Annotated in this window: 16 protein-coding genes; 4 read left to right on the top strand and 12 right to left on the bottom strand. The window is 70.8% G+C overall.

The features are described from left to right. Positions 1-80: 80 nt before the first annotated feature. The 3 genes from orn to ACFY8W_RS29820 all read right to left on the bottom strand — a co-directional run bounded on the left by orn (position 81) and on the right by ACFY8W_RS29820 (position 2,688). Complete coding sequence (orn, locus tag ACFY8W_RS29830) at positions 81-683, bottom strand: oligoribonuclease (RefSeq protein WP_391111759.1); 603 nt, start codon at positions 681-683, stop codon at positions 81-83. 129 nt (positions 684-812) lie between these two features. Further along, entirely contained in the window at positions 813-1,985 is a 1,173-nt protein-coding gene (locus ACFY8W_RS29825) for a helix-turn-helix domain-containing protein (RefSeq protein ID WP_391111757.1), read from the bottom strand. A gap of 307 nt (positions 1,986-2,292) precedes the next feature. Beyond that, positions 2,293-2,688 carry a hypothetical protein gene (locus ACFY8W_RS29820; protein WP_391111754.1) on the bottom strand — a complete coding sequence of 132 codons (396 nt, stop codon included), beginning with the start codon at positions 2,686-2,688 and terminating at the stop codon, positions 2,293-2,295. Between the two features lie 321 nt (positions 2,689-3,009). On the opposite strand from ACFY8W_RS29820, the gene ACFY8W_RS29815 reads away from it, so the two are divergent. Then, positions 3,010-3,531 (top strand): universal stress protein, encoded by a 522-nt coding sequence (locus ACFY8W_RS29815; RefSeq protein ID WP_384409196.1) that lies wholly within the window; start codon positions 3,010-3,012, stop codon positions 3,529-3,531. 272 nt (positions 3,532-3,803) lie between these two features. Then, complete coding sequence (locus ACFY8W_RS29810; protein ID WP_391111751.1) at positions 3,804-4,364, top strand: GPR1/FUN34/YaaH family transporter; 561 nt, start codon at positions 3,804-3,806, stop codon at positions 4,362-4,364. Between the two features lie 129 nt (positions 4,365-4,493). Here the strand turns inward: ACFY8W_RS29810 and glmS are convergent, their stop codons facing one another. Further along, the gene (glmS, locus tag ACFY8W_RS29805) at positions 4,494-6,311 is read right to left on the bottom strand and encodes a glutamine--fructose-6-phosphate transaminase (isomerizing) (protein ID WP_391111747.1); all 1,818 of its coding nucleotides are present in this window, start codon (positions 6,309-6,311) and stop codon (positions 4,494-4,496) included. Between the two features lie 71 nt (positions 6,312-6,382). Beyond that, on the bottom strand, positions 6,383-6,658 hold the full coding sequence (locus ACFY8W_RS29800; protein WP_041662420.1) for a hypothetical protein: 276 nt from the start codon (positions 6,656-6,658) through the stop codon (positions 6,383-6,385). A gap of 185 nt (positions 6,659-6,843) precedes the next feature. Here ACFY8W_RS29800 and ACFY8W_RS29795 point away from each other — a divergent pair, with 185 nt between their 5' ends. Beyond that, positions 6,844-8,460, top strand: coding sequence for a family 20 glycosylhydrolase (locus tag ACFY8W_RS29795; protein WP_391111744.1), 1,617 nt, complete (start codon positions 6,844-6,846; stop codon positions 8,458-8,460). A gap of 55 nt (positions 8,461-8,515) precedes the next feature. Next, positions 8,516-9,445 carry a hypothetical protein gene (locus ACFY8W_RS29790; protein WP_391111742.1) on the top strand — a complete coding sequence of 310 codons (930 nt, stop codon included), beginning with the start codon at positions 8,516-8,518 and terminating at the stop codon, positions 9,443-9,445. On the opposite strand, the gene ACFY8W_RS29785 is transcribed toward ACFY8W_RS29790, so the two are convergent. The 7 genes from ACFY8W_RS29785 to ACFY8W_RS29755 all read right to left on the bottom strand — a co-directional run bounded on the left by ACFY8W_RS29785 (position 9,438) and on the right by ACFY8W_RS29755 (position 17,362). Continuing rightward, the gene (locus ACFY8W_RS29785) at positions 9,438-10,040 is read right to left on the bottom strand and encodes a hypothetical protein (protein ID WP_391111739.1); all 603 of its coding nucleotides are present in this window, start codon (positions 10,038-10,040) and stop codon (positions 9,438-9,440) included. The two genes, ACFY8W_RS29790 and ACFY8W_RS29785, sit on opposite strands and share 8 nt — an antisense overlap. 180 nt (positions 10,041-10,220) lie before the next feature. Continuing rightward, a complete protein-coding gene (locus tag ACFY8W_RS29780; RefSeq protein ID WP_391111736.1) occupies positions 10,221-12,011 on the bottom strand; it encodes an IucA/IucC family protein in 1,791 nt (596 codons plus the stop codon). Then, positions 12,008-12,553, bottom strand: coding sequence for a GNAT family N-acetyltransferase (locus tag ACFY8W_RS29775; RefSeq protein WP_391111735.1), 546 nt, complete (start codon positions 12,551-12,553; stop codon positions 12,008-12,010). The genes ACFY8W_RS29780 and ACFY8W_RS29775 overlap by 4 nt, the downstream gene beginning before the upstream one ends. Further along, the gene (locus tag ACFY8W_RS29770) at positions 12,550-13,827 is read right to left on the bottom strand and encodes a SidA/IucD/PvdA family monooxygenase (RefSeq protein ID WP_391111732.1); all 1,278 of its coding nucleotides are present in this window, start codon (positions 13,825-13,827) and stop codon (positions 12,550-12,552) included. Before ACFY8W_RS29770 ends, ACFY8W_RS29775 begins: the two co-directional genes overlap by 4 nt. Then, positions 13,820-15,283 (bottom strand): pyridoxal-dependent decarboxylase, encoded by a 1,464-nt coding sequence (locus ACFY8W_RS29765; RefSeq protein WP_391111730.1) that lies wholly within the window; start codon positions 15,281-15,283, stop codon positions 13,820-13,822. Before ACFY8W_RS29765 ends, ACFY8W_RS29770 begins: the two co-directional genes overlap by 8 nt. A 141-nt stretch (positions 15,284-15,424) precedes the next feature. Then, positions 15,425-16,303, bottom strand: coding sequence for an SIP domain-containing protein (locus ACFY8W_RS29760; RefSeq protein ID WP_391111726.1), 879 nt, complete (start codon positions 16,301-16,303; stop codon positions 15,425-15,427). A 3-nt stretch (positions 16,304-16,306) separates the two neighbouring features. Then, positions 16,307-17,362: an ABC transporter substrate-binding protein gene (locus ACFY8W_RS29755; protein WP_391111723.1), complete on the bottom strand. Its 1,056-nt coding sequence runs from the start codon at positions 17,360-17,362 to the stop codon at positions 16,307-16,309. Between the last annotated feature and the right edge of the window lie 132 nt (positions 17,363-17,494).

Genomic DNA, 17,494 nt, shown 5'->3' with positions numbered 1-17,494 from the left:
TACAGGGTCTTGGGGGGTGCTCGCGCACACGTTTTCCCCGAGGGGGTCCGGCGGGCGCGAGCGGCTGCTCGGCGGGGCCGCTACTCGGCCGGGAGGACGTGTCGGGCCGCGATCTGCTTCGCGGTCTCCGAGTCCGGACCGGGCTGCGGCACGAAGACCGCCTCGCGGTAGTAGCGCAGCTCGGCGATGGACTCGCGGATGTCGGCGAGCGCCCGGTGGTTGCCGTTCTTCTCCGGACTGTTGAAGTACGCCCTCGGGTACCAGCGGCGTGCCAGTTCCTTGACCGAGGAGACATCGACGATCCGGTAATGGAGGTGGCTCTCCAGCGCGGGCATGTCCCGGGCGAGGAAGCCGCGGTCGGTGGAGACCGAGTTCCCGCACAGCGGGGCCTTGCCGGGCTCCTTGACGTGCTCGCGGACGTACGCGAGGACCTGCGCCTCGGCGTCGGCCAGGGTGGTGCCCTCCGCGAGCGCGTCGAGCAGGCCCGAGGCCGTGTGCATCTGGCGCACGATCTCGGGCATCGTCTCCAGGGCCGCGTCCGGCGGGCGGATCACGATGTCCACCCCTTCGCCGAGCACGTTCAGTTCCGAGTCGGTGACCAGCGCGGCCACCTCGATGAGTGCGTCGTCCGTCAGCGAGAGCCCGGTCATCTCGCAGTCGATCCACACCATGCGATCGTTCATGCGTCCTACCTTATGGCCGAACGCGGACGACGACCGCAGGATGGCCGAAGGGCCCCGCCAGGAGGTGTCCTGGGGAGCCCTTCGGTTTCTCGGTGCGCGGCTTGTGGCTCACGCGGCATTCGGGGCCGGTTACGGCGCGCTGCGCTGGCCCGGGAGGGCCGGGCGGCCCGCCGTGAAGGCGTCCGACGACGGCTTTCCGGGCTCCAGCAGGTGCCCGGGGCGGCGCGGGACCGTCTGGACCTGGCCCGGGACGACCGTGTCGAGGACCGCCGTGGCGCCCTCGCCCTGTGGCCGCCGGGCCCGGTACGCCGCCCGGTAGGCCGCCGGCGAGGAGCCCAGCTGCCGCCGGAAGTGGCCGCGCAGGGCCACCGGCGAGCGGAAGCCGCAGCGCCCCGCGACCTCGTCGACCGAGTAGTCGGAGGTCTCCAGGAGCCGCTGTGCCTGGAGCACCCGCTGGGTGATCAGCCACTGCAGCGGCGCCGAGCCGGTCAGGGAGCGGAAACGGCGGTCGAACGTACGACGGCTCATGTACGCCCTCGCCGCCAGCGTCTCCACGTCGAACTGCTCGTGGAGGTGCTCCAGCGCCCAGGCGACGACCTCGGCCAGCGGGTCGGCGCCGATCTCCTCGGGTAAAGACCTGTCGAGGTAGCGCTCCTGACCGCCGCTGCGCCGCGGCGGGACGACCAGCCGGCGCGCCAGGGCGCCCGCGGCCTCCGTGCCGTGGTCGGTCCGCACGATGTGCAGACACAGGTCGATTCCGGCCGCGGTGCCGGCCGAGGTCAGCACGTCGCCGTCGTCGACGAAGAGCTCCCGCGGGTCCACGTGGACCGACGGGTAGCGCTTGGCGAGCGTCGGCGCGTACATCCAGTGCGTGGTCGCCGGGCGGCCGTCGAGCAGGCCGGCCGCGGCGAGGACGAACGCGCCGGTGCACAGACCGACGATGCGCGCGCCCTCCTCGTGTGCCCGGCGGAGCGCTTCGAGCGCCTCCGGGGGCGGCGGCGAGGTGATCGAGCGCCAGGCGGGCACCACGACGGTGCCTGCCCGGCTGATCGCCTCCAGGCCGTACGGCGCGGAGAGTTCGAGCCCGCCTGTGGTCCGCAGGGGGCCGTCCTCGCCGGCGCATACGAGCAGTCGGTAGCGTGGCACCCCCGCGTCCTGGCGGTCGATGCCGAAAACGGAGAGCGGGATGGAGCTCTCGAAGATGGGGCCACCGCTGAACAGCAGTACCGCGACGACTTCGCGACGGCGGCGCCCGGACAGCTTCCGTGCCGCCTCCGGTGCGGCGGAGTGGTCCTGGCTCATGACGCTAAGCCCCCCTCGGTGTTGGCGTCTCCCTGGTCGTGTCGCTGTGCCACGTTTCCCCTCGGTTTTGCGCGAGACCCCAGTCTTCGGTATCCATGATCGAATCTACTGCGTCCCGTGGCGCCCGAGCGACAAGTTCTCCTTCCGGCACATTGTCGACATGGCCACTTGGCGTGAAGCGTTCGATCAGGAAGCCCAGTACAGGGCGGTGATGCCTGGAACTACGCGGGTTGAGCGGTCTTCGGCCAAGGTCCGACCGAGCACAGGAACTTGGCCGAAAACATACGGGATCGGCTGTGCGACCCTGTCAACTCCGAGAGTGGCGCTCGGCCCGCAGACCCCGTTCGGAGCGCCGCAGCAGCACCCGGCAGGCCGCCGTCACGGCTGCCAGGCCGAGCGCGGTGCCGGCCGCGCCGCCCAGCGAGGTCCCGTAGACCACGAGGACGACCGGGACGAGCGCGCAGCAGAAGACCGCCCAGCGGACCACGTCGCTCGCCGCGTCCGGCCCGGCGCCGCCGGCCGGCGCCCCGCGCTCGCCCGGACCGCCCGTCTCCCGCGCCCGGCGGCGCCCGCGCGGGCGCGGGGCGCGGGGATCGGCGGGGGCGGCGCCGGGGGGCGCGAGGAACGCGGTGACCGTCTCGGCGGAGGCGAGGGCGGCGGGGTCGAGGCGGTCGTCGGTGTCCATGGGCGACGGTGCGGGCACGGGCGGGCTCCCTGCGACGGTGGCGTTGACCTGTGGCAACGAGGAGCGGAACGTTCCGGTCACTGCGGGGGGCGTCCGTTTGGCCCCCGTACGGACGCCTGTAGGGCACATCCGGCATTGCGCTACGGCGCGGGGCTCGTGCATGCTCCCTGGAACGCCGTAACGGCGCCCGGCGGACGCCCCTGGGCACGGGAGGAGTGTCGCCGTACCCTTGGGGGTATGGGCTTGGGAAGATGATTCCCGGACACAGCTCCGCCGCCAACCGTTGTTCCTCCCCGTCCTTTCCGTCCCTCCCAGAGGACCCTCTTCGCCGAGACACCGATGGCCGGTCACGAATTCCCCGAACCCGCGGACCGCAAGCGCGTCGCCGACTCCACGGTCGACCCCCTCGCGGTGGAACAGCCCCGTCACGCCTGCGACCCGGCCTTCCGGCACGGTGTCGTCGTCGGATTCGACGGCTCGACGTCCAGTGAACGCGCCCTCGCGTACGCCATCGGCATGGCCCGCCGCTCCGGCTCCGGCCTGATCATCGTGCACGTCGCCAACCGGCTGCCCACCACCGTGTGGGCCGGCTGCGAGCCGCCGGTCTTCGTCGACGTGCCGGACCACCGCACCGAGGTCCTCGGCCTGGAGCTGGCCTGCGCGGAGCACCTCTCCGAGGTGCCGTGGATCCTGGTCGAGCGCGGCGGCGACATCTGCCACGAGCTGGAAGAGGTCGGCCGGGAGTACTCCGCCGACGCGATCGTGGTCGGCTCCACGCACGGCGTGGTCGGGCGGATCTTCGGCTCGGTGGCCGGCCGCCTCGCGCGACGCGCCCAGCGCCCGGTCGTCGTCATCCCGTAGAGCCCGTGGTCCCGTGATCTCGTGATCCCGTGATCCCGTGATCCCGGATCCTGTGGTCGTGTGGTCCTGTGGTCTCGTGGTCCCCGAGTCCCACGGTCCGTGATCCCGTCACAGCGGCACCGTCAGCCCCTCGGGGCGCTCTGCTCAACTCCCTTGTTCCGGCCATAATTTCGGCCTTGCTCAGGTGAATTGTGCGCTTGTGAAGGGTACATAAAGCTCACCGGAACAAAGCAGCCCAAGCAGCACAACTGCACACCTGAAGGGAGCCCGCCGTGTCCAATGACGCCACCGCGGGAAACAGCACCTCCACCCTCGGACACCTCGCACTCGGACTGACCCTGCTGGCCTTCGGCATCGGCTCCACCGGCGTGATCGACCACGTCGGCGCGGCGGATGCGGCGGGGCTCGCGACCTGGGTCGGCGGTGTGGCCCTGTTCCTCGTCGGCCTGCTCGCCCTGCGCGCGGGCAACACCGGTGAGGGCACGGCCTATTCGGCGCTCGGCGCCTTCTGGTTCACCTGGGGCACCGGCGTCGGCGACAGCGGCTCCGCCGAGGCCGTCGGTCTCTTCCTGCTGCTGTGGGCGCTCCTCGCGCTCACCCTGACCATGGCCTCGGGCGGCAGCGGGCTCTTCGGGCAGGGCGTGTACGGGCTGCTCTTCGTCGCCCTGCTGCTGCTCGGCATCGGCGCCCTCGCCGACAACTCGGGCCTCGGCAAGGCGGGCGGCTGGGTGGCCGCGGTGGCCGGGCTGGCGGCCTGGTACGGCGCGACGGCGGCGGTGGCCGGCTGGCCGACCTCGCTGGCCCGCGGCTCCCGCGCGGCCGCGGCGAGCTGATCCGCACCACCACGCGGAAAGCAGCGGTCCCCGTGCTCCTGGGAAGCACGGGGACCGCTGTGGTGTCCGGCCGACGCCGGGGGACAGGCCCGGCGGGCGGGGGTCCGGGGGACAGGCCCGGAGGCCCCGCTACTCGACCGTGACGGACTTGGCCAGGTTCCGCGGCTTGTCGATGTCGCGGCCCATGGCGAGCGCGGTGTGGTACGCGAGGAGCTGGAGCGGGATGCCCATGAGGATCGGGTCGAGCTCGTCCTCGTTCTTCGGCACGACGATGGTGTGGTCGGCCTTCTCCTGCACCTGGTGCGCGACCGCGAGGATGCGGCCGCTGCGGGCCTTGATCTCCTCCAGGGCGGCGCGGTTCTTCTCGAGCAGGTCGTCGTCGGGGACGATGGCGACCGTCGGCAGGGCCGGCTCGATGAGGGCGAGCGGGCCGTGCTTCAGCTCGGAGGCCGGGTAGGCCTCGGCGTGGATGTAGGAGATCTCCTTCAGCTTGAGGGAGGCCTCCAGGGCGACCGGGTAGCCCCGGACGCGGCCGATGAACATCATCGACTGGGCGCCCGCGTACTCCTTGGCCAGCTTCTTGATCTCGTCCTCGGTCTTGAGGATCTCCTCGATCTGGCCGGGCAGCTTGCGCAGGCCCGCGATGATCCGCTTGCCGTCGGTGACGGACAGGTCGCGGATGCGGCCGAGGTGCAGGGCGAGCAGCGCGAAGGCGACCACCGTGTTGGTGAAGCACTTGGTGGAGACGACGCAGACCTCCGGGCCCGCGTGGACGTAGACGCCGCCGTCGGCCTCGCGGGCGATGGCGGAGCCGACCACGTTGACCACGCCGAGGACGCGGGCGCCCTTGCGCTTGAGCTCCTGGACGGCGGCGAGCACGTCGTACGTCTCGCCGGACTGGGAGACGGCGATGTAGAGGGTGTCGGGGTCCACGACCGGGTTGCGGTAGCGGAACTCGGAGGCCGGCTCGGCGTCGGCCGGGATGCGGGCCATGCCCTCGATGAGGGAGGCGCCGATCAGGCCGGCGTGGTACGAGGTGCCGCAGCCGAGGATCTTGATCCGGCGGATGGAGCGGGCCTCGCGGGCGTCCAGGTTGAGGCCGCCGAGGTGCACGGTGGAGAAGCGGTCGTCGATCCGGCCGCGCAGCACGCGGTCGACCGCGTCGGGCTGCTCGGAGATCTCCTTGTGCATGTAGGTGTCGTGGCCGCCCATGTCGTACGAGGCGGCCTCCCACTCGACGGTCTCCGGGGTGGCGTTGGTGGACGCGCCCGAGGTCGTGTAGGTGCGGAAGTCGTCGGCCTTCAGGGTGGCCATCTCGCCGTCGTCGAGGGTGACGACCTGGCGGGTGTGGGCGACCAGGGCGGCGACGTCGGAGGCGACGAACATCTCCTTCTCGCCGATGCCGAGGACGACCGGGGAGCCGTTGCGGGCCACCACGATGCGGTCGTTGAAGTCGGCGTGCATGACGGCGATGCCGTAGGTGCCCTCGATGTGCTTGAGCGCCTCGCGGACCTTCTCCTCCAGGGAGTCGGCCTGGGAGCGGGCGATCAGGTGGGTGATGACCTCGGTGTCGGTCTCGGAGGCGAAGACGACGCCCTCGGCCTCCAGCTTGGCGCGCAGCTCGGCGGCGTTGTCGACGATGCCGTTGTGGACGACGGCGACCTTGTTCTCGGGGTCGAGGTGCGGGTGGGCGTTGACGTCGCTCGGGGCGCCGTGGGTGGCCCAGCGGGTGTGCGCGATGCCGGTGGTGCCCGCGAAGCGCTTGGGGACGCGGGCCTCCAGGTCGCGGACCCGGCCCTTGGCCTTCACCATCTTCAGGCCGGCGGCCTTCGGGCTGGTGACGACGATGCCGGCGGAGTCGTAACCCCGGTACTCGAGCCGCTGAAGTCCTTCGAGCAGCAGGGGAGCGACGTCGCGCTTGCCGATGTAACCGACGATTCCGCACATAAAGGTGTCAGTCCTCCAGAAGTCAGTGGGTGTGCCCGGCCGGGTGACCGAGGGGGCGGGAGCCCCGGGGGTCAGCCGTAGACGATCCGGCGCAGCTGCCGGAGCGAGAGCTCCGGCGGCGCCACCGCGCGGTGCGGCAGCTCGGCCGCGATCCGCTCGAAGATCTCGGCGTTGACCGCGCCGCCCGACTGCAGCTCGCGGTGGCGGCGCCGGACGAAGTCCTCCGTCGACTCGTCGAAGTACGCCAGCACGTCGAGCACCACCCGGGCGGCCTCACCGCGCTGGAGCGCGGTGCTGCGGACCAGATGGTCGATGAGGTCGTCGTGCGACGGTCGGCGTTCGAGCACCCGTGAATACTGAGGGGTACCGGTGGGGCATTGCAAGAATCCTGCCCGATATCGGGCAGGAGGGGCCGGGATGGCGCCGCCAGATGGGCTAATTGGTCTACACCTTGACCCGCGATGGGGCACACGGTACGCATGGTGACCGTTCGGATACGCCATGCCCGCAGTCGACCACCATCGAAAGGGACATGCCCGTGCGACCGCGCAGAACGTTTCCGCTCCTCCGCTCCTCCCGGCTCCTCGTCCTCTCCTCCCTGCTCCTCGCCGTGGCCGGCCTCCCCGGCGCGCGGACCGCGGCCGCCGAGCCGCCCGTGAGGCCGCTCGGCGACGTCGTGCCCGCTCCCGCCTCCGTGACGCCCGGCGGCGCGCCGTACACCCTCGGCCCCGCCACCACCGTCCGCGTCGACTCCGGCGACCGCGCGACCCGGGAGATCGGCCGCTACCTCGCCGGGGTGCTCCGGCCCTCCACCGGCTATCCGCTGCCCGTCGTCGACGACGGCGCGGCCCGCGGCGGCATCCTGCTCCGCATCGACCGGCGCGCCACCTCGCTCGGCGAGGAGGGCTACGAGCTGCGCTCCGGCCGCGGCGGCGTCACCCTCACCGCCCACGAGCACGCCGGGCTCTTCCGCGGCGTGCAGACCCTGCGCCAGCAGCTGCCCGCGGCCGTCGAGGAGCGCACCGTGCAGGCCGGACCCTGGAAGATCGCCGGCGGCACCGTCCGGGACGCCCCGCGCTTCGCCTACCGGGGCGCGATGCTCGACGTCTCCCGGCACTTCTTCACCGTCGACCAGGTCAAGCGCTACATCGACCAGCTCGCCCTCTACAAGATCAACAAGCTGCACCTGCACCTGAGCGACGACCAGGGCTGGCGCATCGCGATCGACTCCTGGCCCCGGCTCGCCACCCACGGCGGCTCCACCCAGGTCGGCGGCGGTCCCGGCGGCCACTACACCAAGGACGACTACCGCGAGATCGTCCGCTACGCAGCCTCCCGCTACCAGGAGGTCGTGCCCGAGATCGACATGCCCGGCCACACCAACGCGGCCCTCGCCTCCTACGCCGAGCTCAACTGCGACGGCGTCGCCCCTCCCCTCTACACGGGCACGAGCGTCGGCTTCAGCTCCCTCTGCGTGCCCAAGGAGGTCACGTACGACTTCGTGGACGACGTCGTACGCGAGCTCGCCGCCCTCACGCCCGGCCGCTACCTCCACATCGGCGGCGACGAGGCGCACTCCACCAGCCACGCCGACTACGTCGCCTTCATGGAGCGGGTGCAGCCGGTCGTCGCGAAGTACGGCAAGACCGTCATCGGCTGGCACCAGCTGACCGGCGCCCGGCCCGCCCGGGGCGCGCTCGCCCAGTGGTGGGGCCTCGACCGTTCGTCGGCGACGGAGAAGGAACGGGTCGCGGCGGCCGCGCGGGCCGGGACCAAGGTGGTCCTCTCGCCCGCCGACCGGGCCTACCTCGACATGAAGTACACGAAGGACACCCCGCTCGGCCTGTCCTGGGCGGGTTACGTCGAGGTCCGACGGTCCTACGACTGGGACCCGGCGACCCTGCTGCCGGGCCTGCCCGAGTCGGCCGTCGCGGGCGTCGAGGCGCCGCTGTGGACGGAGACCGTCTCCACGAGCGCCCACATCGACCACATGGCCTTCCCGCGCCTGCCGGGCATCGCCGAACTGGGCTGGTCACCGGCGGCGCGCCACGACTGGGAGGCCTACCGGCTGAGGCTGGCCCAGCAGGGGCCGCGGCTGAGCGCGCTGGGCGTGGACTTCTACCGGTCGCCGCAGGTGCCGTGGGAGTAGGCCGGTTGGCCTGACCGTACGTGCGGGGTGGGGCGGCGGCGCGGAGACTGGCGGCATGTCCGCGCCGCCAGGGGATCCATCCGCGCCGGCGCCGCCACCGCCGAGCCTGGGTCTGCTGGCCAAGGCGGCGTACGTGGTGGCGCCGGGAACCGCCGTCATCGGCCTGCTGTACTACTTCGGCAGCGTGTACACCGACGCCTACTACGCGGCCTTCGGCGTGCCGCCGAGCGACCTCCAGCTCTCCGTCCAGGCCTATCTGGCCAGGAGCCCGGACGCGATCTTCGGCCCCGTATGGTTCCTGCTGGTCTGCGGACTGGCCGTGCTGCTGGTCCTCGGCCGCGTCGGCCATGTGCTGGCCCGTCCCGGGAATGCGCGCCGGCGGCGCATGGTGTACCGGTCGTTGCTCGTCGTCGGCCTCCTCATGGCGATGCTGGGATTCCCGGTCTTCTTCGGCCAGCGGATTCCGTTGCCCTTCCCGGAAAGCTGGTGGGTGACCGAGTACGTCCCGATCCTCGTGGTGGCCGCGGGGGCCACCTTGGCGTTCTTCGCCGTGCAGCAGCGTCTGCAGCGGCGCGCGGACGACCCGGCCCGACGCGACGAGACCGCCGAACGCATGTGGGCCGCCAGCGGCGCCCTGCTGATCGGGCTGCTGGCCATGAGCCTGTTCTTCGGCATGACCCGGTACGTGGGCGATGCAGGGGAGGGCGATGCCTTGAGCGCCATCGACGGGGGCCACGCGGGGAGCCTGCGCGTGGTGGTCTATTCGCGCATCCCGCTCACACACGACGCGAAGGGGATCGACCACCACGACGTGGGTACGGCCAAGGGCCCGTACCGGTACCAGTACACGGGATTCCGCCTGCTCGCGAAGTCTCGGTCGCGCTTCTACCTGGTCTCCCATGCCTCGCGGCGCACCGACCACATGACGGTCGTGCTGCCAGACGACGACACCGTGCGCGTGGAGCTGAAAGAGGCCGTCAGGTGATCTCGGGCTCCGGCTCGGTCTCCGTCGGCACGATCTCGGTCTCGGTCGGGGTCGGCTCGGTGGGGAGGGGGATCTCGCTCGTCGGAGACACGGTGTCCGTGGGTTCGTCCCCGACCGCCTCCCCGGAAATGGGCACGATGAGTGTTTCGCCCTCGGAGGTTTCCACAGTGAGCACTCCGGAGTAGGAGCCCGCCTCGCGGGGGGTGACCCTGACGGGGAACCGACACGTCCCCTCGGGGGGCACGGAGGCAGGGCAGGAAGGGAGCGACGCCGCGAACTGTGCTTTGTGGTTGTTCGGGGTCGCACTCGGGGGCTTGTACGACTGGGGCTTCCCGGTGCCGTTCTTGACCTCCACCGTCACCTCCTTCGTCTCGTTCACCTTGGCGGTCGGCACGCGAACCGGCGCGGCCTGGCCGCCTCCGCCCGGGGGGAAGAGCCTCTCCGTGCTGTCCGCCTCCGTGCTACTCGTCGGCTCCGCTGTGGGATCCGTCACGTTGTTCGTGTTGTTGGTCGGGTCATTCCCGCAAGCGGCCGATGCCGCGAGGGCCACGACCACGGCCGTTCCGGCGAGGACACGGGCGATTCGAGTCATCACGGCGCCAAAGTCGCACACCGGTGTCGGGTAGTCGAAGACGTCCCGCGATGACACAACGTGATCGCCTGAACGGCGGGAGCACGCGGAAGGGCGGGCGCGTTCCGGATGGACCGTCATCCGGAATGCGCCCGCCCTGGATGCTGCCGGCCGGCGAGGGCCTGGGGACGCCGGCCGGCGGTCTCAGGAGGCGGCGAACCGCGCGATCGGGTTCACCAGGTCGCCGACGAGCTGGAGGGCCGCCGACGGGTCCGCCAGGTCGACCATCTGCTTGTTGTTGCGCAGCTGGAGGCGGTTGAGGGCGGAGAGGGCGAAGGTCTCGGCGAACATGTCGTACTGCGCGAAGCGGTCCGCCAGCTCCGGCCTGGAGTCCTGGTAGCCCTTCACGCACTCCGCGACCGTGCGCCAGAACTCGTCCTCGCCGACGACGCCCTCGGCGGCCAGGGTGGCGCCGAGGAAGCGCAGGAAGCAGTCGAAGACGTCCGTGAAGACGGACAGGAGCTTCATGTCCTCCGGGACTTCGGCCCGGATGCGCTCCACGGCCGGCGGCAGGACCGCGTCCGGGTCCATGACGCAGATCTCCTCGGCGATGTCCTTGAAGATCGCCCGGGAAACCACGCCCTGCTCGTCGAGGACCAGGATCACGTTCTCGCCGTGCGGCATGTAGACCAGGTCGTACGCGTAGAAGCAGTGCAGCACCGGCAGCAGGTAGGCGTCCAGGTAGCGGCGCAGCCAGTCGGCCGGGGCGAGGCCCGAGTTCTTGATCAGGGCGCCGGTGAAGGACGCGCCCTCGTGGTCGACGTGCAGCAGCGAGGCCATCGTCGCGAGCCGCTCGCCCTCGGCGAGGGACGGCACCGGGGACTCGCGCCACAGCGCGGCCAGCATCTTGCGGTAGGGCGAGTAGCGGTCGGTGGCGGCCTCGTACTCCAGGTGCCGGTAGCCGACCGCCGCCCGCTCGCGGATGATCGAGAAGCGGGCCGCCCGCAGCACCGGGTCGGCCTCGATCAGACCGGCCAGCCAGTCGTTGATCGCGGGCGTGGCCTCCATGTAGGCGGCCGAGAGGCCCCGCATGAAGCCCATGTTGAGGACGGACAGGGCCGTCTTCACGTAGTGCTTCGCCGGGTCGGTGGTGTTGAAGAAGGTGCGGATGGACTGCTGAGCCAGGTAGGCGTCGTCGCCCTCGCCCAGGTACACGAGCCGCTGCTGCGCGACCTCGGCCGCGAAGGTGACGGCCATCTTGTTCCACCACTGCCAGGGGTGCACCGGGATCAGCAGGTAGTCGGCCAGGTCCAGGCCGTGCTCGGCGAGGGTGGCGGCGAAGCCGTCCACCGCCTTGTCGCCGAGCTCGGCGCGGATGAAGGAGTCGTACTCCAGGTCCGCGCCGGCGGTGAAGGTGGCGCGGTCGCGGTGCGCGGCCAGCCACACCAGGTGGACCGGGTTCGCGGCCTCGGGGGCGTAGGCGCGGTACTCGTCGACGCCGAAGCCGAGCCGTCCGTTGTTGGCGACGAAGCAGGGATGGCCCTCGGTCATCCCGGTCTCGATCGCCTGGAATCCGGCCCCGGCCAGCTCGGCGGAGCCGGTGCGCGGCTTGGTCGCCTTGTACGCGGTGCCGGCCAGCGTGGAGGAGATCTCCTCCAGGTAGACCGGGAGGATCTCGTCGCTCAGGCCGAGCGAGCCGCGCAGTTCGGTGATGAACTGCAGGGCGTCCAGCGGAAGCTGCTCGCTGCCCCGGTGCCGGCTGATGGACTCCGGGTAGACCTGCCAGTGGTCGAGGGCGAAGCGGTCGGCGGTGAAGCGGTACTCGGTGCGGCCGTCGTCGCTCAGCACCTGGTAGCGGCTGTCCCCGAGCTCCTGCGGGTCGAGCAGCCGCTCGTGGACGAACTCGGCGAGACCCTTGCGGATCAGGGCGCGGTTGGCGTCGGCCCAGCGCTCGGGCGTGAGATGGGCGACGGGACTGTCGGCGAAGGCGCTCATGCGGCCACCTCCGCGGACGCCACGGCGGCCTCGAAGCCGGCGCGGGTGCAGAAGCTCAGCAGGGCCGTCTTCTCCGGCTTCCGGATCTCCCGTTCGGGCACGAAGCCGACGGCCTCGTTGAGCGCGTGCACGGCGGTGTTGCGGACGTCGGGCTCGACGACCACGCGGGCGGTGGCCGGGTCGGCGAACAGCTCGGCCATGACGGCGGTGATCACCATGCGGGTGAAGCCGTGCACGGGGGTGTCGGTGGGCGCGACGAGGAAGTGCATGCCGACGTCGCCGGGCTGCGGCTCGTAGAGGCCGACCAGCTCGGCCTTCGCGGGGTCGTAGCGCTCCATGAGGAAGGCGGGCTCGCCGTCCACGAGGCCGATGAAGGCGTCGTGGTGCGGGTTCGCGGCGATCGCCATGTACTCGCGCTCGACGTCCTGGAGCTCGAAGCCCTGCATCATCCAGTAGGTCGCCTTGGGGTCGGTGACCCAGGGGTGGATCAGCTCGGCGTCCTTCAGCGGGTCGAGCGGGCGTATGTGGACGGTGGCGGTCATACGGCGAACTCCTGGAACGCGATGGTCTTCTCGACGGGGTAGTACTCGGAGCCCAGCATCTCCCCGATGATGTACGCGTTGCGGTACGGCCCCATGCCCAGGTCGGGCGAGGTGATCGAGTGGGTGTGCACGCCGGCGTTCTGCAGGAAGACCCCGCGGCCGGTGGTGTCGACCGAGTAGTTGCGGGCCACGTCGAAGCGGCCCTGGGAGTCCCAGCGGAGGCGGTCCCTGACCGGCTCGAGGAAGGCGGGGACGGTGTACTTGTAGCCGGTGGAGAGGATCAGGCCCTCGGTCTCCAGCTCGAAGTCCTTCTCCTGCTCCTCCTGACGGAAGCCGAGCGTGTACGTGCCGCTCTTCTCGTCGTACGCGGCGGAGTGCAGCGCGGAGTTGGTGAGCAGCCGGGTGGGGACCGGGCCGGCGAAGTTCTTCTGGTAGAGCAGGTCGAAGATGGCGTCGATCAGCTCGCCGTTGATGCCCTTGAAGAGGCCCTTCTGCTGGGTCTCCAGGCGATAGCGGGTCTGCTCGGGGAGCGCGTGGAAGTAGTCCACGTACTCCGGCGAGGTCATCTCGAGGGTGAGCTTGGTGTACTCCAGCGGGAAGAAGCGCGGGGAGCGGGTCACCCAGTTGAGCCGGTAGCCGTGGACGTCGATCTCGCTGAGGAGGTCGTAGTAGATCTCGGCGGCGCTCTGGCCGCTGCCGACGATGGTGATCGACTTCTTCTTCTGCAGCGCTTCCTTGCTGGGCAGGTAGCGCGAGTTGTGGACGAGGTCGCCGCCCAGGTCCCGGCAGGACTCGGGCACGTACGGCGGGGTGCCCGTGCCGAGCACGAGCCGGCGTGCGCGGAACGTCTCGCCGGACTCGGTGGCCACCACGTACTCCTCGGCGGAACCGTCGAACGAGACCGAGGAGACGGTGGTCGAGAAGCGGATGGAGGAGAGCTGCGCGGCGGCCCAGCGGCAGTAGTCGTTGTACTCGGCGCGCAGCGGGTAGAAGTTCTCGCGGATGTAGAACGAGTACAGCCGGCCCTTCTCCTTCAGGTACTGGAGGAAGGAGTACGGCGAGGTCGGGTCGGCCAGGGTGACCAGGTCCGACATGAACGGCGTCTGGAGGTGGGCGCCTTCCAGGAACATCCCGGAGTGCCACTCGAAGTCCGGCTTGGACTCGAGGAACAGGCCGTTCAGCTCGTCGATGGGCTCGGTGAGGCAGGCGAGGCCGAGGTTGAAGGGACCGAGCCCGATGCCGATGAAGTCGTACGTCTGAGTCGTCTCAGGCATGGACAAGGTTCTCTCCCAGGTACTGCTCGGCGTGGCCGGCTATCAGATCGAGGACGGCGGCGATGTCGGCCGCGGTCGTCTCGGGGTTGAGCAAGGTGAACTTGAGGTACTGGCGGCCGTCGACCTTCGTGCCGGCCACGATCGCCTCGCCGGAGGCCATCAGGGCCTTGCGTGCGTGGAGGTTGGCGCGGTCGATGTCCTCGGGCGCGGTGACGTTCTCGGGGATGTAGCGGTAGACGAGGGTGGACAGCTGCGGCTCGACGACCACGTCGTAGCGCGGGTCGGCGGCGAGCAGGTCGAACCCGGCCCGGGCCAGGTCGCAGACCTCGTCGAAGAGTCCGCCGATGCCGTCGGCGCCCATGACGCGCAGGGTCAGCCACAGCTTGAGGGCGTCGAAGCGGCGGGTGGTCTGCAGGGACTTGTCGACCTGGTTGGGAATCTGCTCGGCCCGCGCGCGGAGGGGGTTGAGGTAGTCGGCGTGGTAGGTGGCGTGGCGCAGGGTGGCGCCGTCGCGGACCAGGACGGCGGAGGAACTCACCGGCTGGAAGAAGGACTTGTGGTAGTCGACGGTGACCGAGTCGGCGTGCTCGATGCCGTCGAGGAGGTGGCGGCGGGTCGGTGAGGCGAGCAGTCCGCAGCCGTAGGCCGCGTCGACGTGCATCCAGGCGCCGTACTCGGCGGCCAGGGCGGCGATCTCGGGCAGCGGGTCGATGGAGCCGAAGTCGGTGGTGCCGGCGGTGGCGACGATCGCCATCGGGACCAGGCCCTCGGCCCGGCAGGCCTCCAGCTCGGCCGCGAGGACGACCGACTGCATGCGGCGGTCGCGGTCGACGGGGACGGAGACCACGGCGTCGCGGGAGAGGCCGAGCAGGGTGGCCGACTTCTGGACGCTGAAGTGGCTGCACTCGGAGGAGAAGATCCGCAGTTTCGACAGGTCGTCGGTGCCCTCACGGCCGTCGCGGCCGAGCCGGGCCTCCTCGCGGGCGAGCAGCAGCGCCTGGAGGTTGGACTGGGTGCCGCCGCTGGTGAACACGCCGTCGGCGAGCGGGCCGAGGCCGATCCGGCCGGTGGTCCAGTCGACGAGCTTGCGCTCGATGAGGGTGCCGCCGGCGCTCTGGTCCCAGGTGTCCAGGGAGGAGTTGACGGCGGACAGGACGGCCTCGCCGAGGACCGCGGGGATCACCACGGGGCAGTTGAGGTGGGCGAGGTAGCGCGGGTGGTGGAAGTAGACCGCGTCGCGCAGGTACACGTCCTCCAGCTCGTCGAGGGCGGCGGAGGCGTCGCCGAGCGGCTTGTCGAGGTCGACGGCGTCGACGACGGGTGCGAGGTCGGCGGGCGTGACGCCTGTGAACGGGCCGCTCGTGGTGGCGAGTTTCCTCGCCACCCGCTCCACTCCTTCGGTGACGGAGCGTCGGTACGACTCCGCCGTCGTGGCGTTGAGGAGGTGGGAGCGCATGTGGGGGCCCTTCCGGGAGTGAGGGGACGCAAGGAACCTTCGGTGTCCTGGTTAGGTTAGCCTAACCTAAATTCACAGCACAACGGCCCCCCAACCCGAACGGGTTGAGGGGCCGTGCGCCCTGCGGGGGGGGGTATGGGGTTACGCGGCGTCCTGCGGCTGGTCCTGCGCCTCGTCCTGCACCGTCTCGTCCGGGACCTCGCGCAGGGCGTCCTCGGACAGGCCCTTGCGCCAGTAGCCCACGAACGTCACGCGGCGCTTGTCGATCCCGCGCTCGCGCACGAAGTGACGGCGCAGCGCCTTCACCGAGCCGGACTCGCCCGCGATCCACACGTAGGGGGACCTGCCGGGCAGCTCGGCGCCCGCGATCACCTCGGTCGCGGAGGGCGCGCCCTCCTCCCGTACGAGCCAGGTCACGGTCGCGTCGGCCTCGGTCGCGAGCTCCATGCGGTCGCCGGAGTACGGGACTTCGAGGTAGACGTGGGCGCGGGTCTCGGCCGGCAGCCACTCCAGGATCGCCGAGACGGCCGGCAGGGCCGTCTCGTCGCCCCAGACGATCACGGAGTCCGCGTCGGCGGGCAACTGGAAGCGCACGCCCGTGTTCTCGGCCACGGCGGGTCCGAGCACGACGACCCGGTCGCCGGCCTTGGCGTGCTGGGCCCAGCGGCAGGCGGGGCCGCCGTCCTCGTGGATCGCGAAGTCGATGTCGACCTCGTCCACGGGAGAGGTGCGCTGCGCGCGGACGGTGTACGAGCGCATCACGGCCCGCTCGTCGTGCGGCATGGCCCGGTAGGCGCCCAGGATCGCGTACATGTCCGGGTCGTCGAGCGGCGGAAGGACCGGTGCGTCCTGCCCCGGGTGGGGCAGGAACAGCGAGAGCGACTGGTCGCGGCCGCCGGCGGCGAAGCGCTTCAGGTCCTCACCGGTGAAGGTGACGCGGACCAGGGACGGGCCGAGCCGCCGGGTCCGGTCGACCTGGAGGGAGAAGAACTGGAACGGGGCGGTCTCGGCGTTCGTCATGGGTCAGGACACCTTCTTGGCGTTCTCGAGGGCCTTGGCCAGGTCCTCGAGGAGCGGGGCGCACTTGGCGTAGGAGTAGATCGGCTCGGTCACGCGCGGGATCACCTGGCCGGCCTTGACGGCGGGCAGCGCGGCCCAGGTCGGCTTGGCCTTCAGGGCCTCGGGCTGGAGGGCCGAGGTGCGGTTGTCCAGCATGATGATGTCGGCCTGGTACTTGTCGACGTTCTCCCAGCTCAGGCCCTCGAACCAGCCGCCCTGGTCGAGCTTGGTGGGAACGACGATGTTGACGCCCAGCTCCTTGAAGAAGAGCGTGTCGGTCGGGCGGACCGGGGTGGAGACGTAGAAGAGGTCCGGGGCGCCGGAGCCGATGAGGACCTTGATGTCCTTCTTGCCCTGGGCGGCCTTGCGGACGCGCTCGGCGGCGGCCTCGAACCGCTTCTTGTCGGCCTCGATCTGCGCGGTCCTGACGTCGGCGCCGAGCGAGGCGGCGAGGTCGGCGTGGCGCTGCAGGACGGCCGGCATGGACTTGTCGGCGGCCCACAGGGCGACGCTCGGCGCGATCTTGAGGATCTTGTCCTTCTGCTCGGCCGGGACGTACCAGAGGTCGTTCTTCTCCCACATGTCCGTGATGAGGAGCTCGGGCTGGAGCTTGAGGTACTCCTCGATCTTGAACTCGCCCCAGACGTTGCCGATGACCTTGACCTTCTCGATGTCGAGGTCGCCGGCCTGCACGTCGGGCGTCTTCGCCTTGGTCTTCGGGTCCTCGACGTAGGTCGGGCCGAAGACGCCCTTGACCTCGATGCCGAAGTCCTTGAGGGCGGCGGCCGTTCCGGTGAAGGCGACGATGTTCTTCGGGGTGGACTTCGCCTCGACGGCGGTGCCGCGGTCGTCGGTGAACTTCCACGGGCCGGACTTCTCGGAGGCCTTGGCGGGCGAGCCGCCGTTCTTCTCGCCGCCCTTGTCGCCGCAGGCGGCGAGCGCGGCGCCGAGCCCGAGGGCGCCGCCCGCGGCGAGCAGACCGCGACGGGTGAGGGAAGTGGCTCGGGCGGTGCTGGGCATGGCGAAGTCGCTTTCGTACGTGCCGGGGTCGGCCTGGGCAATTCGTGGGTAGGTTAGCCTAACCTCAGTCCGATCAACAGGGGTGGGGTCGCCGGGCCGGGAGTGAGGCCCGCCACCTTGAGGGCTCCCGGG

This window comes from Streptomyces sp. NPDC012637 (assembly GCF_042954805.1).
Lineage (GTDB): Bacteria > Actinomycetota > Actinomycetes > Streptomycetales > Streptomycetaceae > Streptomyces.
This window is presented reverse-complemented; position numbering and strand designations above follow the sequence as displayed.

Coding starts and splice junctions, on each gene's coding strand:
- orn (WP_391111759.1), bottom strand. CDS start 683: ATGAACGATCGCATGGTGTGGATCGACTGCGAGATGACCGGGCTCTCG.
- ACFY8W_RS29825 (WP_391111757.1), bottom strand. CDS start 1,985: ATGAGCCAGGACCACTCCGCCGCACCGGAGGCGGCACGGAAGCTGTCC.
- ACFY8W_RS29815 (WP_384409196.1), top strand. CDS start 3,010: ATGGCCGGTCACGAATTCCCCGAACCCGCGGACCGCAAGCGCGTCGCC.
- glmS (WP_391111747.1), bottom strand. CDS start 6,311: ATGTGCGGAATCGTCGGTTACATCGGCAAGCGCGACGTCGCTCCCCTG.
- ACFY8W_RS29795 (WP_391111744.1), top strand. CDS start 6,844: ATGCCCGTGCGACCGCGCAGAACGTTTCCGCTCCTCCGCTCCTCCCGG.
- ACFY8W_RS29790 (WP_391111742.1), top strand. CDS start 8,516: ATGTCCGCGCCGCCAGGGGATCCATCCGCGCCGGCGCCGCCACCGCCG.
- ACFY8W_RS29780 (WP_391111736.1), bottom strand. CDS start 12,011: ATGAGCGCCTTCGCCGACAGTCCCGTCGCCCATCTCACGCCCGAGCGC.
- ACFY8W_RS29775 (WP_391111735.1), bottom strand. CDS start 12,553: ATGACCGCCACCGTCCACATACGCCCGCTCGACCCGCTGAAGGACGCC.
- ACFY8W_RS29770 (WP_391111732.1), bottom strand. CDS start 13,827: ATGCCTGAGACGACTCAGACGTACGACTTCATCGGCATCGGGCTCGGT.
- ACFY8W_RS29765 (WP_391111730.1), bottom strand. CDS start 15,283: ATGCGCTCCCACCTCCTCAACGCCACGACGGCGGAGTCGTACCGACGC.
- ACFY8W_RS29760 (WP_391111726.1), bottom strand. CDS start 16,303: ATGACGAACGCCGAGACCGCCCCGTTCCAGTTCTTCTCCCTCCAGGTC.
- ACFY8W_RS29755 (WP_391111723.1), bottom strand. CDS start 17,362: ATGCCCAGCACCGCCCGAGCCACTTCCCTCACCCGTCGCGGTCTGCTC.